The organism is Paraburkholderia phosphatilytica, assembly GCF_003443895.1.
GTDB classification, from domain to species: domain Bacteria; phylum Pseudomonadota; class Gammaproteobacteria; order Burkholderiales; family Burkholderiaceae; genus Paraburkholderia; species Paraburkholderia phosphatilytica.
The window spans coordinates 310,073-326,477 of the sequence record NZ_QQOA01000001.1; the positions used below are offsets into that span (position 1 = coordinate 310,073).

Here is a 16,405-nt window from a genome sequence, read left to right on the forward strand (position 1 = left end):
AGGGTTCGCTAAAAGCAGCAAAAAAAGGACCATCCCCCCGCATCAAATGCGCATCGAATAGATGCTGCGCCGCCGTTTGCTTACTTATCCAGACGCATGCGATGCTCTCGATGCCTGTGATCCGGCAGTGCCGTGCCGGACACGCATGCCGCATCGAGACGGCATCGGATGGCATGGTGCGATGAGACCTGTGAAGTGCCCATACACCATGGAGGCGACATGAGCATCCAGTCACAGTCTCAACGCAACGCCGCGTCTTCACCCAACGCGTCATGCATCGAAGCCGCATATCGAGCATCGATTTCGTTGTTGTCTTGCGGCCGAAGCCCTGCGCTGCCGCAGCGTGCTTCACACGCCGTTCGCGCCGCATGCATCGCAACGCTCGTATTCGCATCCGCGAGCGGTTTCGCCGACACCCAGGTGGGCGGCACGTTGCCGCCCGCGCCGGACATCCTGTACGGCGATCTCTTCGTCGCCGTGCAAACCGCGCAGATCTTCGACGACCAGAAGACCTTCGTCGACTACACGCCGAACGAAGATCCCGCGACCATCGTGCAGTTGTACGAGCAGCAGAAAGGTCAGTCCGGCTTTTCGCTGCTGAACTTCGTGAATACGTACTTCACGCCACCGCCCGACCAGACCGTCACGCCGCCGCCGAACCAGACATTGCGCCAGCACATCGACTGGCTATGGGCGGGCCTCACGCGCAACACGCCGACCGCGCCCGACAACAGTTCGCTCGTGCCGCTGCCGAAACCCTACGTCGTGCCAGGAGGACGTTTTCGCGAAGGCTACTACTGGGATACCTACTTCACGATGCTCGGTCTGCAGGAGTCAGGACACGAAGATCTCGTCGACGACATGCTCGACAACTTCGCGTATGAGATCGACACCTTCGGCCATATCCCGAACGGCAATCGCACGTACTACCTGAGCCGTTCGCAACCGCCGTTCTTCTCGTACATGGTCGAACTCGCCGCGCAGAAGGAAGGCAACACGATCTATCAGAAGTACCTGCCGGAACTGCGCAAGGAATACGCGTACTGGATGACGGGCTCGACCAGCACACCGCGCGGCAGCGCGACGCAGAACGTCGTGGTGCTGCCGGACGGCACCGTGCTGAACCGCTACTGGGACGCGCTCGACACCCCACGCGACGAGTCGTATATCGAAGACGTGCAGACCGCGCAGCAGGCAACCGGCCGCCCTGCCAACCAGGTGTATCGCGATCTGCGCGCCACCGCCGAAAGCGGCTGGGATTTCAGTTCGCGCTGGTTCGGCGACAACCAGAACCTGTACACGGTCCGCACCACGTCGATCATTCCGGTCGACCTGAACAGCCTGATGTTCCATCTCGAGACGACGATCGCGCACGGCTGCACGATCACGCACGACTTCGCCTGCGTCGCGCAGTTCATCGGTAACGCGACGCGGCGCGCGCAAGGCATCAACCGTTATCTGTGGAACGCAAAGGGCTATTACGGCGACTACGACTGGCAGCTCGGCAAAGCGCGCGACAACCAGACGCCCGCGATGCTGTATCCGCTGATGGCGGGTGTCGCGTGGCCCGACCGTGCATGGAAGACCGCACAGACCGTGCAGAACGTGCTGCTCAAGCAAGGTGGCCTCGCGACGTCGATCTACGACACCACGCAGCAATGGGACGCGCCGAACGGCTGGGCGCCGTTGCACTGGATCGCAATCCAGGGTCTCAAGCAGTATGGCCGCGCGGATCTCGCGAAGCCGATCGGCACGCGCTTTCTGGCGGACGTCGAAAACGTTTACAAGACGCAGCAGAAGCTCGTCGAGAAATACGTGGTGGAAGGCTCGGGTGAAGGCGGCGGCGGGGGCGGCGAATATCCGTTGCAGGATGGCTTCGGCTGGACCAATGGCGTGACGCTGATGCTGCTCGATATGTATGGGGGTAACGGGCAGTGAGCGATGAGGGCCGGCATCGCGGCAGAAGCGATGCCGGCCTGCGAGGTCGGTCACCGTCGCATGAGGCCCATGACGAGCGTGACGAGGAACACGACCAGGAAGATGAAGAACAGCACCTTGGCGATGCTCGCGGCGCCCGCCGCGATGCCGCCGAAGCCCAGGGCGGCGGCGATGATCGCGATGATGAAGAAGACCAGCGCGTAATACAGCATGATGTGACCTCCGTCGGGTTGGGTGCGCCGTGCGGCCCAGCAGCACGGACGGCGTCACGACATCAGCAAGCGGTGTTCCTCGCCAGACAGCGCGGCTGCCCGGCCTTCACCGCCAAATCAGAGGATTGACCGCAATTCGCCTGCCATTCCGGGTTTTTGAGCGTCACGAAGCCTGGGCATAATGCCAATGGAGCAGTGCGAATAAAAAGGGTCGTGCTCGCATTGTCGATGGTATCGGGTGCCGCGTTTGCGGCCCCATTCAGGAATGGATTGATGAAACCGGCAAGGAACTCGCTGTGGTCACGCATTGGCCGCTACGTGATGTTTGGTGTGACCGCCGCCGCGCTTGCGGCAACCGTGAGCTTCCTGCATTGGCGGCATGAGCAGCATCTCTCGCATGACCAATCCACGGCGCTAGGCGCGGTGGCAACGCAGATGCGTCACGATGCGTCCGCGTGGACGCATCAGGAAAAAGACGCGTCGGAAATGCTGCGCGATCTCCACGATCGCGACGTGGCCGCGATCGGCATCAGCCGCGATGCGATTCTCGTGTCGACGCTCAAGGGCGACAAATATTTCGTGGCCGATCACAACGGCGCATTTTCGAACGCGTTGCTGCTCGGCGATCTGAAAACCGACAGCAGCACGCCGTATCAACTGGTGTGGCTGCCTGACGCGAACGTGCATACCGGCCTCGCGCGCTGGAACGATACGTTCGATCACCTGCGCGACGCATTCAGCCTGCTGCTGCCCGTGTTGATGCTCGGCGGCATTCTCTGGTTCATGCGGCGCGAAATGACGGGCGGCGCGCAACTGCTCGGCAAATCGCCAACCATGCGTTTCGACGACGTGATCGGCGCGGGCGAAGCGAAAGCGGCACTCGCCGACGTTTGCGCGTGGCTGACGGAACCGGCGAAATTCACCGGCATGGGCGTGCGCGCGCCATGCGGCATTCTGATGACGGGCGGCCCCGGCGTCGGCAAGACGCGGCTTGCGCAGGCGCTTGCGGGCGAATGCGGCGCGAACTTCATCGCGATCACCGGCAGCTATTTCAGCGCGAAGTACTACGGTGTCGGTATCCAGAAGGTCAAGCATCTGTTCGAACTGGCGCGCAAGAACGCACCCACGGTGATCTTCATCGACGAAGCCGACGGCCTCGGCAAGCGTACTGACACGGGCGGCGGCCCCGTCGAAGCGGAGAGCAACCGCATCATCAACCAGCTGCTCGCGGAGATGGATGGCTTTGCGTCGAACGAAGGCGTGGTGATCGTCGCGGCAACCAATCACCCGGACAATCTGGACGAAGCGATGCGGCGTCCTGGGCGTTTCGACCGCACGGTGCAGGTGCGTCTGCCGGACCTCGAAGACCGCGCGGAAATCCTGCGCTTCTACGCCGCGACGCTGAAGACGAAAGCCGGCGATATCGATTTCAATCAGCTCGCGCGTCTGACCACGGGCCTGTCGCCGGCTACGCTGTCGATGATCGTCAATCAGGCCGGTCTCGTCGCGCGCAAAGCCGGCGAGCATGAAGTGGCCGCGGCGCACTTTCTCGAAGCGATCAAGATCGCGCGCATCGGCGACATCAACGGTGCCGAGCGCGCGCTCTCCGACGACGAGCGCACGCGCATCGCGATCCATGAAGCGGGTCACGGGCTCGTCGCCGCGCTGCTGAACACGGGCGTGCTGGAAGAAGTGACGATCCTGCCGCGCGGTGGCGCGCTGGGTGTCGCGCTCATCACGAAGATGCAGGACAAGTACCTGTATCGCGAAACCGAAATGCGCAACGAGATCCAGGTGCTGCTCGGCGGACGCAACGCGGAACTGCTGATGTTCAACGAAGCATCGAGCGGCGCGGCGCAGGATCTGCAGGAAGCGTCGCGGATCAGCCTCGACATGGTGTCGAAGCACGGCTTCAACGCGGACGGCAATCTGTTCAGCCTCGCGGCGCTGCCGCAACAGTACGCCGGCCTGCAACTGAAGAATTCGATCGAGCACGCGAACACGCTGCTGCACGATCTGAACGACGCGTGCTTTGCGCTGCTGCGCGCGAACGAACCGGTGCTGCGTGCGATTGCGGAAGCACTGCTCGAATCGGAGACCGTGCCGGGCGAAACGGTCTATCGGTTGATTCGTGAGCACGAGACGGCGGTCGCGAATGCGGAAGCGGACGTAGCAACCGCAGTGGCTGCCTGAGCTTCCGCTTCATCCTCAACTGCGTCACCTCACACCTGAAAAGAAGCCAGCTTTCGTGAAGCACGAAAGCTGGCTTCTTCGCTTTGAGCTTCTCCGTTAGCCGGCGGCTCACCAAACTGTCTCCACGCGCCCCCGAGAGCGCTCGCCCTCGGCACACATCCGGAGACAACATTGAACGAGATGACCTCATCGGCCATCGGCGACACGCCGCTGGTCTCGCTCGACGAATCGCATATCGTGCGCAAAGCGGCATGGCGAATCATGCCGCTGATCATGATCTGCTACCTGTTCGCGTTCTTCGATCGCATCAACATCAGCTTCGCGAAATTCGCGCTGCAGAGCGATCTGCATCTGAGCAACACCGCGTATGGCCTCGGTGCAGGCCTGTTCGTGGTCGGCTACGTGCTGTTCGAAGTGCCCAGCAACCTGATGCTCTACAAGGTGGGCGCGCGCCGCTGGATCGCGCGCATCATGATTTCGTGGGGCATCGCCACCGCGTTGATGGCGGTGGTGCAGACGGAGTGGCAGTTTTACGGGCTGCGCTTTCTGATCGGCGCGATGGAGGCGGGCTTCGCACCCGGCGTGCTGTTCTATCTGACGCTATGGTTTCCGACGGCTTTTCGCGGGCGCATCACGTCGCTGCTGTTTCTTGCATCGGCGTTTGCCGGCATTCTCGGCGCGCCCATCGCGGGACTCGTGCTGTCCGGCATGGAAGGCGTGCTGTCGATGCGCGGCTGGCACTGGCTCTTCCTCCTCGGCGGCTTGCCGTGCGTCGCGCTGGGCCTTCTCGTGCTGGTCTCGCTGAAAGACCGCATCCAGGATGCAGCATGGCTCACGCCGGACGAGCAGGCGTTGCTCGCCAGCCGCATCACGCACCAGAACCGCGACATCGGCGGCCACTCGCTGCTCGATGCGTTGAAGACGCCGGGCTTTCTGACGCTCGCGCTCGTCTACTTCCTGATCCAGATCAGTTCCTATGGCCTCAACTTCTGGGCGCCTCAACTGATTCGCACATCGGGTATCGTTAATCCGACCACCATCGGCTTCATCACCGCGATCCCGTATATCTGCGGTGCCGTGACGATGGCGCTGGTCGGGCGTCTTTCCGATGCGAGCGGACATCGCAGCCGCTTCGTCGTCGCGCTGATGGTGCTCTCCGCGATCGGCTTCTTCGCCGCGGGCATCTTCGAAAAACATATCGGATTCCTGATCGCTGCGCTCGCGATCATGGGTGCCGGCACCATCGCGTCGATTCCGGCCTTCTGGGCGTTGCCGCCGAAGCTCGTCACCGGCGTCGGCGCTGCGGGCGGCATCGCGCTGATCAACACGCTGGGGCAGCTGGGCGGCATCGTCAGCCCGGTGATGGTGGGACACATCAAGGACGTGACCGGCAGCACGACACCGGCGCTGTATGCGATCGGCGCGCTGTCGCTGGTGTGCGCGGCGATTTTGATGTTTGGGCTGCCGGCCAGATTGCGGGCGAAGGAAGAAGCGCGGGTTTGACGCTGATCAGCAGCGGCTCGCAGCGGCAACCACGCCCGACTCCGCAGCCGCGCAATCGGGCGCACCACCTCCGAGTCGCTCGACCAGCGCTTCCCGCAACACCCCAACGGGTCGCACCAGCCGTCCTGGCAGCGCGCCATGCACGAGCCACACGCTGAGCACGTTGCGAAAGTCCGCTGCGTCGACGATCTGCAGCGACTCGCGGTGCGGACTGTGCTCGAGCGTTTCCGGCGCGGCCAGCCCCACGCCTAAACCGCGCGCCACCAGCGAAAGTTGCAGATCCGAGCCGAATGCTTCGACCGCGACGTTGAAAGCCAGGCCCGCCGTCGACATCGCGCGGCTCAGCGCGGAGCGCATCCCGCAACCGTCCTGATTCAGCACCCAAGGAAAGCGCGAGAGTTCGGCGAGCGTCTTCGGCTCGGCGCTTAAACCGAACGAGCGCGGCGCGACGACCACCGTCGGTTTGCTGCCGATCAGCGTAGACGTCAGCGCTTCGGGCATCGCGACACCAGCGGGCATCAACACGACGGCCACGTCGAGCGCGGCCCGCTCGACGTTCTTCAGCAGACCCGGCGACCAGCCCGCGGTCACCCGCAGCGTCAATTTCGGAAACGCGCCGCGCAGGCGGTCGATCGGTTGCTCCAGCGCCATCTCGGACAGGAACGGCGGCACGCCGATCTTCATCTCGCCCATCGGTTCGCTGTCCGGCGATGCGACGGCCATCAGGTCGTCGACCGCGCGCAACACGTTGCGCGCGAGGCCATACACCTCGTTGCCAGCCGCGGTCGGCTTGAGCGGTTTGCTCTGCCGGTCCAGCAACTCGGCGCCCAGCATCGTTTCCAGGTTCTGCACGCGGCGCGTCAGGCCGGGCTGCGTGAGAAAGAGCTTCTCGGCCGCCCGAACCATCGATCCGCTTTCGATCACTGCGACGAACGCTTCGAGGTCACGTGTATTCATCCAGGCACACCATCCAAACAAACTCGCATAAACATTATCTAGATATTTCAATTGTCGCATAAAGTCGGCGTCTCTAGCATACGTCTGAGGACTTCAACCGGAACAGGAACGATGAGCCAACCCGCCGACACCTGCACGCGGCAGCACCTGCCGCCCTTACCTGCCGCCCCCGCCGCACCCGCCGCGGTCCTGACCGGACCGCTCACCTTGTTCTTCGCCGCCACCGTCGGCGTAATCGTCGTGAATCTGACGGCCGCGCAGCCGCTGACCGGTCCGATCAGTCACGACCTGAAGCTGCCGGCCGAGCTCGCCGGGCTGGTCGCGATGCTGCCGCAGCTCGGCTACGCCGCCGGCCTGCTGCTGCTCGTGCCGCTCTCCGATCTCGTCGAGAATCGCCGGTTGATCTTCCGGACGCTGGCGTGTTGCGCCGTGTTTCTCGGCCTCGCGGCGGCCGGACGGTCGGGCGGGCTGTTCCTCGTGTCGGCGTTCCTTGCCGGCGCAACGTCGAGCGTGATCCAGATGCTCGTACCGATGGCCGCTTCGATGGCGCCCGAAGAGCGGCGCGGACGCGCAGTCGGCAATGTGATGAGCGGGCTGATGCTCGGGATCCTGCTTTCGCGTCCGCTCGCGGGTCTCGTCGCAGGTTCGTTCGGCTGGCGCGCGTTCTATGGCATCGAGGCCTGCGCCGATGCCGTGTTCGCCGTCGTGCTGTACCTCCAGTTGCCGACACGCAAGCCCTTCGCGCAGACACGCTATACCGCGTTGCTCGGCTCGCTGTGGACGCTGCTGCGCACGGAACGCGTGCTGCAACAGCGCGCCACGCTCGCGGCGCTCGCGCTCGGTGCGTTCAGCGCGTTCTGGACCGCCATCGCGTTGCGACTCGCGCAGCCGCCGTTTTCGCTCGGCATGCATGGCATCGCCGCGTTTGCATTGGCTGGCGCGTCGGGCGCGATCGTCACGCCGCTTGCCGGCTATCTTGGCGATCGCGGTGCCGGGCGCGTCACCCAGGTTTGCGCGCATCTGCTCGTGATTGCCGCCGTGCTCGTGCTCGGCGTGGCGGGCGCTGGGTGGGGCGGCTTCTCGCCCGCGGCGCATCCGATGCTTGCACTCGCACTGCTGGTAGCAGGCGCGGCAGCGCTCGACGCTGGCGTGATCTTCGATCAAACGCTCGGGCGCCGCGCGATCAACCTGATCAAGCCGGAGGCACGCGGCCGGTTGAACGCGCTGTTCGTGGGCATCTTCTTCATCGGCGGGGCAATTGGTGCTGTCTTGTCCGGCGCGGCGTGGGCCGCGGCCGGATGGAGCGGCGTGTGCATGGTCGCGCTGGGCTTCGCGATCGGCATGCTGGTGCTCGGGCTGCTGATGGGACGTCAGCCCGACACCGGCAGCGCGGTGGCGGCCCAGTCGATCCGGTAGGCGTGGTGCGAAGCGAACGTTCTGGCCGGATTGAAAACCGTCTTCAGCGCGATGGGCATGACGATGTGCATCAACGCCTTGCCCAACGGTCCCAACGCTTTCTGGGTGTTGGTTTTCGCCGCGCCGGCGGCGATCTTTTCGACACGCTCGCGACGCAATTGCTCGTAGCAAGCGAACGCTTGTGAAGGCGCTGGAATATCGCGCAGGCAACGCGCAAGTTGAATCGCGCTTTCGATTGCAAGCGAAGCGCCTTGCCCGGAACTGGACGACGGCGCATGCACCGCATCGCCGATCAGCACCATTCGTTCGCTATGCCAGTGAGGCACAGGCGGCATCAATTCGCTGGCGATGGGTGCGAACAGCTGATCCGGATCGGTACGCGCGAGCAGCGTTTGCGCCGGATGATCGTCGGCGTAGAGTTCGCGTAGTCGCGCAAGCCAATCTGCCGAAGGGATCTCGCGCACCGCTGCCATCGACGGAGGCTCTGCATACGGCAGATTGCCGAACCAGCAGATGCCTCGATCAGGGTCCGCCCAGTAACCGAGAAAGGCGTGCTTGCCGAACACGAAGGTCATCGTGTCTTTGGGAACCTGCAATGTATCGAGCGGCACCAGCGCGCCGAAACCCAAGGTTCCCGCATAGTGCGGCGACTGCGCGCCGGGATCGATCAAGCCGCGTACCGTGGACCGGATGCCATCCGCGCCGATCAGGATATCGCCGCTGGCGTCGCTGCCATCTGCGAACCGCGCATGTACGCCATCCACCGTCTCGCTCGCGCTCACCAGCCGCTTGTCGTGCAGGATCGGTATGCCAGCAGCTACCGCCGCTTCGCGCAGCACCCGGTACAGGTCGGAGCGATACACCACGCGGCTGGGTTGCATGCCGCTCAGCCCATCGAAGCGGCTCAGCACTTTGCCGCGACCATCGGCTAGCTGCATGTGTGGAATCGGCTGGCTGACCGCATGCAGCTCGCTATCCACGCCGATGATCTTCAGCGCTTCGAGGCCATTGGGCGAGACCATCAAGCCCGCCCCCAGGCCGTCCGCGGAGGCTGCGTAAGACTCGTAGATCGTCGCGCGGATGCCTGCCCTGGCCAGCGCCAGCGCAACGGCTGGCCCCGCAATACCGCCGCCGATCACCAGCGCGTGTTTCGTGCCGTCCATTTTTTCTCCTCCAATAGTCATAATATAACTATAGTATAGTCAAAGTATGATTATGGAAGCAAGTTTGCCAGTCCCGGCCACCTACCCGACCCCAGGAACCGCAATTGAAGTCCCGCACACGACAACGCTCTCCCCTCGCCATGGTGATACTTGCCTTCGTGCTCGAAGCACCATCGCACGCATACCGGATGCACGAGCTCATCAAACAGCGCGGCAAAGACAACGTGGTCAACGTGGCGCAACGCAATAGCGTCTACCAGACGCTCTCGCAGCTGAAGACGGCCGAGCTCATCCGCGTGCGCGAAACCGCGCAGGACGAGGGGCGCCCGGAACGCGTGGTGTACGAGATCACGCCGCTCGGCAGGAAGACTTTTTATGCGTGGCTGGAGGCGATGCTTGGCGAGCCGCGTCGCGAGTTCAACGAGTTTCCAGCTGCGCTCGCCACGATCATGGCGCTGACGCCCGACATCGCGCTGGCGCAACTGCAGCGACGCAGCGAAACGCTGAAACAGCAGTTGGCGGCATCGTCGGCGACGTTCAGGGAATGGCAGGGCAAGGGCCTGCCGCGGCTGATGATGCTGGACGACGAATACAAGCAGGTGCTGCTGAAAGCCGAGATCAAATGGCTAGGCGGATTGATCGCGGAACTCGAATCGGGCGAGATGAACTGGAACGAGAAGTGGCTGCGGCAGCTGGCGGCGCAGTTTGAAACGGGAGACGCGGACTGACTGGTGCGTATAAGTCTGGATTAGATCGGCTGTCGCGGTCCGGCCAATTCCGGCCGCCCGGCTTTCGACATGGACGTGCGTACTCCGCAGCGAAGTCTGATGGGCACGGTTGAGTCAGGCAGCCGCAATGGAAATTTCGTTCGCCGCCTCGACAGCTTCTTCGCCCGCAACTTCGACAAAGGCCTCCACCGCCGCGCATACCGCCGCCTTCCGGGTCTTGCCCGCGCGCGATGGCGGCTGGCAAGCTCCGCACACCACGCCCTTCTGCAAGTCATGCTTGTGAGCAACGAACTTGCCCGTGCATCGTGAGCAAGGGGTCAATTGCAGCATCTCGGCTTCGAAGAAGCGCACGAGCGTCCATGCGCGCGTCAGGTCGAGCAGCGGTTCCGCATTGCTCCGTGTGCAGTGCTCCAGATACAGCCGATATCCTTTGGTGAGCGCGTCGAGGTGCGAGCAACTCGCTTCCTTCTTCAGAAAAAGATACGTGTTGAAGAACAGTGACGAGTGAATATTCGGCAGCCACGGCATGTACCAATCGGTAGAGAAAGGCAGCATGCCTTTAGGCGGCGACGCACCTCGCACTTCACGGTAAAGGCGAATCAGACGCTCGCGCGAGAGCGACAACTCGCTTTCGAGCACTTGCATGCGTGCGCCGAGTTCGATGAGCGCTATTGCGCGAAACACTTCTTGCGCGTCTTCCGCAACGGTCTTTCGGAGATGGGTATTCATGGCGGACAGAACCTAGACCACGAGTTCGACTGGGTGGCCTGCCATAAGAATGGCCGCATGAGTGGACGCAATCCCGACGTGTTTCGAGGGCTGCATGAGCGCGGACAGCAGCATCTGATCGTTGAAACGGAACGCGCACAGCAAGTGATCCGACGATGCGAGCTTCACGACCTGGGCCATCGAGAAATTGACCAGAACGTCTGCGACCTCAGCGGATAACCCGAGCCGGAACATGCCGACCGCGCGATCCTGACGCAGCAGGTTTTGCGCCAACATGAGATAGGACAGATTGACTTCGCGAATGCTTTCCTGGATATCGAGAGTATTCATGATTTTTAGCCTCGGTCGCTCAACATCGCCGACTACGCTAAATGCAAGTCTTGCTCCATGGTGGCAAAAATTTCTCAGTGATACGGCTCGATTAAATAGAGATGAATCAAGCGCTTAATTGAAGTTCCTCACATCCAGATTAGTCGGATGAATCTGGGTGGTCAATGTTCACAAGAATGAATTTAATCAATCGATCCGGGCTTGCAGTGAGTAGTTGTTATCGCCCGCGGCGGGCTCAGCCCCGTCCGTCCCATCACCCCAGTTCGAACGACGTCACCCCGAACACGCGATCGATCGCGATCGCGGGCGCGTCTTTCGTATACATCCGTGCGGTTTCGAATACGCTCGTCATGCCATGTCGTTCCGCCAGCGCGACAGCCGCAGGATTCGTTTCCGGCACGTCGAGCACGATGACCTCACCGGGCATGCTCGCCGCCAGCGCGCGAAACAGCCCGGTGGCAACGTCTGCATCATCTGCGAAGAGCGGGCCGATCTTGCACCCGGCCTTGCAGCGGCGCACGACACCGTATCCGGCGACACGGCCAGCGTCGACGGTAGCGAGCGCAACGGCATCCGGCTGCGCAATCCAGACGGAGACAAAACGCTCGCGCGCCGCGGGAAAACACCCGCGATCGTAGGCAAGCAACTGTTCGAACGGCACGTCAGCCGCTGCCGCTACCTGCGCGCACCCGATACCATGCACGCGCCCCTGATAGCGGACGTTACGGTGCGCAAGGCGGAATCCGGACTTCCTGTAGTTCGTTTGCTGGGCAACGACACCGTCGAGACCGACGTTGCGGTCGCCTAGATAACGCATGCCGTGCTGCCAGATTCGCATACCGAAGCCTTTGCCGCGAAACCCGGGCTTCACGATGTAGAGACCAATGAAGCCAAAGCGCTCGTCATAGGCGACGGCGGCGAGGCACGCGACCGGCTCGCCGCGCCAAACACCGACGAAGAAACCAGCGGGACCCGCTTCCATGAAACAGGACGCGTCATGCCGGCCAGGGTTCCACCCTTCTGTAGCCGCCCATTCGACCGACATGGCCACCTCGCCGGCCGACATCGTACGCACGATAAAGTCTTCGCCTTGATCCATGGTTCGCTCCAGTCGCGGCTCTGGTGATTGCCGCCTCGTGTTACCGCACATGCCGCGGCTTGATTGCCGAACTTGAGTGCCTGCACCAACGACGCCTGGACAACGTCCTGTTCCACTGTTCAAAACACTCCAGTACAGCCGCAAATCGGCTGCATATCTTTACTGGAAGCTATCCAGCGAGCAACGGGTGGCCACCGAGGTCGGGCCGAGGGCCCATCACGCAGCTTGTTTTTACCTGGGCTGCCTCTTCCACAGGAAAGTCATGATCATCCGTACCTGGCGGGCTATCGCCGCAAATCAGAACGTCGTCGACACTTACGGAGCGCATCTCGAGCGCAATACGTTTCGTGAGATGCGCACACTCGATGGTCACATAGGTGCCAGCATGTTGGCCAGGCAGTTGGGTGACAAGTTCGAGATTCTTTTCATGAGCTACTGGCGTGACATGGATGCGGTGCGCCAGTTCGCGCATGGCGAAGACATCCATCGGGCCGTCGTGAAGGAAAGCACCCAGAAGCTGCTCGATTCGTTCGATCCCGAGGTTGAATACTTCGAAGTGCAAGTGAGTAGCGGCGCAATCCTCGTGCAGACGATGAGCTGAACGCTGGTAGCGCGATTCGTTCGCGGCGGCCGATTATCGGGTCTGGCCTGCTTATCGGGTCTGGCCTGCGGCGTGCGAGTAGGCGTCGGCAAGCGCCTGGGCGGTCGCCTTCAGCGAGTTGGCCGAAAGCTCGAGCCGTGCCCGATGCGGCGCGTTGATCGATACCGTGCAGTTGATCGCGGCCGGTTGCAGCCGGCGTGGCAGTGGCAGCGGCACCGCGATCGCGTCGATGTCGGCGAGCCATGGGCCGCGCGCCCGACAATAGCCGTTCGTCTGGAACAGCTTTGCATCGTCTGCGAGTAACTGCATGCCAGCGTCGAAGCTTTGTGGCACGCGCACCTTGATGCGGTTCAGCAGACGCTCGCGGTCTGTACCCGCGTGGCCCAGGATCAGCGCCCGCCCGATCGTGCTGTGCAGAAGCGGGCTGACCGTGCCGACATCGGGCAGATACGGATTCACCAGATCGACTCGTACCGTGTCGATGTGAAAAGCGCTGACGCGTTCGCACACGGCCAGATTGACCGTAAAGCCGGTTTCGGCAGCGAGCGCCTGAAGAAAGGGGCGTGCGACCTGGCGGATCGGCATGCTCGTGAGGACCGGGTGGCTCAGTCCGAGCAGCGCGGTACCCAGCCTGAATGCACCGGACTCCTCCTGAATCAGATAGCCGTAGAGCGAAAGCGTATAGGTGAGGCGCGATACCGTCGCTTTCGGAAGACCAGTTCGATCGGAGATGGCGCGGTTGGTGAGCACAGGCTCGGACGCACTGAAAGCCCGCAGTACGTCCAGGCCGCGCGCCAGATTGGTCGAAAATTGCCGGTCGCCCGCTTCGTCATGCGAGCTGTCCGGGCTCGTCAGGTCGCGGCCTGGCGGGAGGGAATCGGATGGAGAGGTCACGTCGGCATCCAGTGCGGGTTCGGCTATCGGGCCATGCCAATCTACTCAAAAACAGGCAGCTTGTGGAAGCAATCTGTGCTCAGGCTCAGGCTCAGGCACTAGCACAGCCAAAATCGAGGTAACTCGCTGTTCCATTGTTCAAAACAGCCATGCACGACCGAAGATTTGGCGGCATACGCTTGTATTCAGCGTCGATACTTTCTTACGACGGAAGTGAATCGGAGCTTGCTTTGATTCCGCGTACATCGCGTACAGGGCAGGTGGAGAACATAAAAACCCGGGCGACCGGCTGGTGGAATCAACTGGCGGGCGCCGCGTGATGGAGATGACCTTGGCAAATACTGAGGAAGCGAAACTAAAGAAGGTCCTGGGATTGCAGGACGTCCTGGCGCTGGCGGTCGGCCTGACTATTGGCACAGGGATCCTGATTCTCATGGGGCCAGGCATCGGACTCACTGGGAAAGGGGTCGTTCTTGCCTTTTTCATATCCGGCATCACGAACTGTATCAACCTGATTCCGATGACGCAGTTGTGCTCGGCGATGCCGACCACCGGCGCCGGTTACCGATACTCATCGCTGTTGCTCGGTCCGAGATGTGGCTTTCTGTTCGAGCTAGGCGTCTTGATGTCGAAGGTAACGATCGGCCTGTTCTCGCTGTCGTTCGCCCAGTACGCACAGGGGTTGTTCCCCACGTTACCCATTCAATTGACCGCCTTTGTGGTTTTGACGTTCTTTTTCGTCATCAATGTCGTAGGGCTAAGATCTTCCGCGGTTGTGCAGCGCTGGCTTGTCGTAATCAAACTGTCGGGCCTTGCGGTTTTCGTCATCTGGGGTATCTCTGCGGTCGATTTCTCCAGCTTCACACACACGAGTGAATTGCTACCCAACGGTGTGAATGGTTTGATGCAGGCCGTAGGCCTTGTCGCGTACTCAAGCTTTGGGGCCGTGGCCATTGCTGAACTCGGTGGCGAGATGAAAAGGCCAGCGCGGGATCTTCCGATCGGACTCGTGCTCGGTACGCTCGTCGTGACGGCTGTCTACGTGCTGGTTGCGTTCGTTGCCGCGGGTGTTCTCCCGGTCGCTCAAGTTGCAAACAAGCCTCTGATGTACGTCGCGAAAAACTTCATGCCACATGGGTTCTACGTCTATTTCATCATCGCCGGCGCGATTGTGTCGATCGGTGCGACGCTCAATGGAGCCTTCCAGTGGATCACGAAGGGGTTCGTCGTTGCCTGTGAAGATGGTTGGCTTCCAAAGGGCTTTGGCGCAGTGAACGCACGTTTTGGTACGCCGCACTTCTGTTTGCTCTTTTTCTACCTCCTTGGCGTGCTGGTGATCTGGACCGGCATCACGGTCGTCGACATCGCTCGTATCGGTTTTGGAGCGTTGCTGACCGTCAATATGATTCCCGCCGTAGCATGCGCGCTTTTGCCGAGAAAGTATCCAAAGGAGTATGCCAACGCCCCATTTCGCCTCAAGCCGGCTCTGCTGTACCCGTGCATCGCCGCGGCATTGATATGCATGGCGGGGCAGGCTTACTACCTCCTCGCAGGTCTGCCAAACCATCTTCTCATCATGGAGGGCGTGCTCTTCCTGTCGGCGATCACTTACGTAATCATTGCCGGCCGTCGCCGGGAGAATGCGCAGCAGCAGCTTCAGCCCGATGCTCCATGAACAGGGAACAACTTGCGGCTTGCTAGTCAGTATTGCGAAAGAACGCCTGGCCTGGATTCGATCTTAGAGGAATCAACTACATGGTCAAAAATTTGAAGCCGATCCGCACCGTCTATCTCAATGGCGAATGGTTGCCGGAAGATGAAGCGAAAGTTTCGATTTTCGATCGTGGTTTCCTGTTCGCGGATGCGGTGTATGAAGTGACGGCCATTGTCGATGGAAAGCTTTTTGATTGCGGCAGTCATTTTGCACGCCTTCGGAGGTCACTCGACACGCTTGGCATCGCTATGCCCGCTTCGGAATGCACTTTGCTGGATGCGCACAAAGAAATCGCGCGACGTAATGAAGTCACGGAAGGTCTGATTTATTTGCAGATCTCGCGAGGCGTACAGGACCGAAATTTTCTCATGCCGGACGATCTGCGACCGACCATCGCAATGTTCACACAGGCGAAGCGCATCCGTGACAATCCGAAGTGGGACAGTGGTATCGCGGTACGAACCTCGCCGGATGGGCGCTGGGCACTGCGTCAGATCAAGACTACGCAGCTGCTTTATTCGTCGCTGCAAAAGAGCGAATCCGTTCGTCAGGGTTTCGACGACGTGCTGTTCGTGGAGGACGGCTATATCACCGAGAGTGGATCGGCGAATTTCCACGCCATTACTGCCGATGGCACGCTCGTGACCCGTCAGCTGTCGAATGCGCTGTTGCACGGCACCGCACGTCGCTCGATTCTGGACATTGCACGCGCAACGGGACTTCGTGTCGAGGAACGAGCCTTGACGCTGGACGAAGCCAGGGAGGCGTCAGAGGCGTTCATCACGGATTCCGTCGGCTTGCTGACGCCAGTTGTTTCGATCGATCGACGGCAAATAGGCTCCGGAATTCCTGGGCCCATCAGCAAGCGACTGCGTGAACTCTATATCGAGGCGCAGCTGGCAAATGGTGACAGCATCGCGGAATAAAT

Annotated in this window: 15 protein-coding genes; 8 read left to right on the forward strand and 7 right to left on the reverse strand. The window is 61.5% G+C overall.

The window, feature by feature from the left end:
• Nucleotides 1-219 precede the first annotated feature (219 nt).
• The gene (gene treA, locus DVS29_RS01240; RefSeq protein ID WP_118178597.1) at nucleotides 220-1,938 is read left to right on the forward strand and encodes an alpha,alpha-trehalase TreA; all 1,719 of its coding nucleotides are present in this window, start codon (nucleotides 220-222) and stop codon (nucleotides 1,936-1,938) included.
• A 50-nt stretch (nucleotides 1,939-1,988) separates the two neighbouring features.
• Here treA and DVS29_RS01245 read toward each other — a convergent pair whose 3' ends face one another.
• Nucleotides 1,989-2,150, reverse strand: coding sequence for a DUF1328 family protein (locus tag DVS29_RS01245; protein ID WP_118178598.1), 162 nt, complete (start codon nucleotides 2,148-2,150; stop codon nucleotides 1,989-1,991).
• Nucleotides 2,151-2,423: 273 nt separating this feature from the next.
• On the opposite strand from DVS29_RS01245, the gene DVS29_RS01250 reads away from it, so the two are divergent.
• Both DVS29_RS01250 and DVS29_RS01255 read left to right on the forward strand, forming a co-directional pair.
• Complete coding sequence (locus DVS29_RS01250) at nucleotides 2,424-4,343, forward strand: AAA family ATPase (protein ID WP_118178599.1); 1,920 nt, start codon at nucleotides 2,424-2,426, stop codon at nucleotides 4,341-4,343.
• A 180-nt stretch (nucleotides 4,344-4,523) separates the two neighbouring features.
• On the forward strand, nucleotides 4,524-5,846 hold the full coding sequence (locus DVS29_RS01255) for an MFS transporter (RefSeq protein ID WP_118178600.1): 1,323 nt from the start codon (nucleotides 4,524-4,526) through the stop codon (nucleotides 5,844-5,846).
• A 6-nt stretch (nucleotides 5,847-5,852) separates the two neighbouring features.
• On the opposite strand, the gene DVS29_RS01260 is transcribed toward DVS29_RS01255, so the two are convergent.
• Entirely contained in the window at nucleotides 5,853-6,803 is a 951-nt protein-coding gene (locus DVS29_RS01260; RefSeq protein WP_118178601.1) for a LysR family transcriptional regulator, read from the reverse strand.
• Between the two features lie 111 nt (nucleotides 6,804-6,914).
• Here DVS29_RS01260 and DVS29_RS01265 point away from each other — a divergent pair, with 111 nt between their 5' ends.
• A complete protein-coding gene (locus tag DVS29_RS01265) occupies nucleotides 6,915-8,219 on the forward strand; it encodes an MFS transporter (protein WP_118178602.1) in 1,305 nt (434 codons plus the stop codon).
• On the opposite strand, the gene DVS29_RS01270 is transcribed toward DVS29_RS01265, so the two are convergent.
• Nucleotides 8,174-9,358, reverse strand: a complete 1,185-nt coding sequence (locus DVS29_RS01270) for an FAD-dependent oxidoreductase (protein ID WP_240655412.1) — start codon at nucleotides 9,356-9,358, stop codon at nucleotides 8,174-8,176. The genes DVS29_RS01265 and DVS29_RS01270 overlap by 46 nt on opposite strands.
• Nucleotides 9,359-9,522: 164 nt before the next feature.
• On the opposite strand from DVS29_RS01270, the gene DVS29_RS01275 reads away from it, so the two are divergent.
• Nucleotides 9,523-10,110, forward strand: coding sequence for a PadR family transcriptional regulator (locus tag DVS29_RS01275; RefSeq protein ID WP_118178604.1), 588 nt, complete (start codon nucleotides 9,523-9,525; stop codon nucleotides 10,108-10,110).
• A 114-nt stretch (nucleotides 10,111-10,224) separates the two neighbouring features.
• Here DVS29_RS01275 and flhC read toward each other — a convergent pair whose 3' ends face one another.
• From flhC to DVS29_RS01290, 3 genes are all read right to left on the reverse strand, one after another.
• Nucleotides 10,225-10,839, reverse strand: a complete 615-nt coding sequence (gene flhC, locus DVS29_RS01280; protein WP_118178605.1) for a flagellar transcriptional regulator FlhC — start codon at nucleotides 10,837-10,839, stop codon at nucleotides 10,225-10,227.
• A gap of 12 nt (nucleotides 10,840-10,851) precedes the next feature.
• A complete protein-coding gene (flhD, locus tag DVS29_RS01285; RefSeq protein WP_118178606.1) occupies nucleotides 10,852-11,169 on the reverse strand; it encodes a flagellar transcriptional regulator FlhD in 318 nt (105 codons plus the stop codon).
• Between the two features lie 253 nt (nucleotides 11,170-11,422).
• Nucleotides 11,423-12,268 carry a GNAT family N-acetyltransferase gene (locus DVS29_RS01290; RefSeq protein ID WP_118178607.1) on the reverse strand — a complete coding sequence of 282 codons (846 nt, stop codon included), beginning with the start codon at nucleotides 12,266-12,268 and terminating at the stop codon, nucleotides 11,423-11,425.
• Between the two features lie 262 nt (nucleotides 12,269-12,530).
• On the opposite strand from DVS29_RS01290, the gene DVS29_RS01295 reads away from it, so the two are divergent.
• Entirely contained in the window at nucleotides 12,531-12,869 is a 339-nt protein-coding gene (locus DVS29_RS01295; protein ID WP_118178608.1) for an antibiotic biosynthesis monooxygenase family protein, read from the forward strand.
• A 51-nt stretch (nucleotides 12,870-12,920) separates the two neighbouring features.
• On the opposite strand, the gene DVS29_RS01300 is transcribed toward DVS29_RS01295, so the two are convergent.
• On the reverse strand, nucleotides 12,921-13,763 hold the full coding sequence (locus DVS29_RS01300) for an IclR family transcriptional regulator (protein WP_118178609.1): 843 nt from the start codon (nucleotides 13,761-13,763) through the stop codon (nucleotides 12,921-12,923).
• 319 nt (nucleotides 13,764-14,082) lie between these two features.
• Here DVS29_RS01300 and DVS29_RS01305 point away from each other — a divergent pair, with 319 nt between their 5' ends.
• On the forward strand, nucleotides 14,083-15,438 hold the full coding sequence (locus DVS29_RS01305; RefSeq protein ID WP_118178610.1) for an APC family permease: 1,356 nt from the start codon (nucleotides 14,083-14,085) through the stop codon (nucleotides 15,436-15,438).
• 80 nt (nucleotides 15,439-15,518) lie between these two features.
• Entirely contained in the window at nucleotides 15,519-16,403 is an 885-nt protein-coding gene (locus DVS29_RS01310; RefSeq protein WP_118178611.1) for an aminotransferase class IV, read from the forward strand.
• Nucleotides 16,404-16,405: the final 2 nt, after the last annotated feature.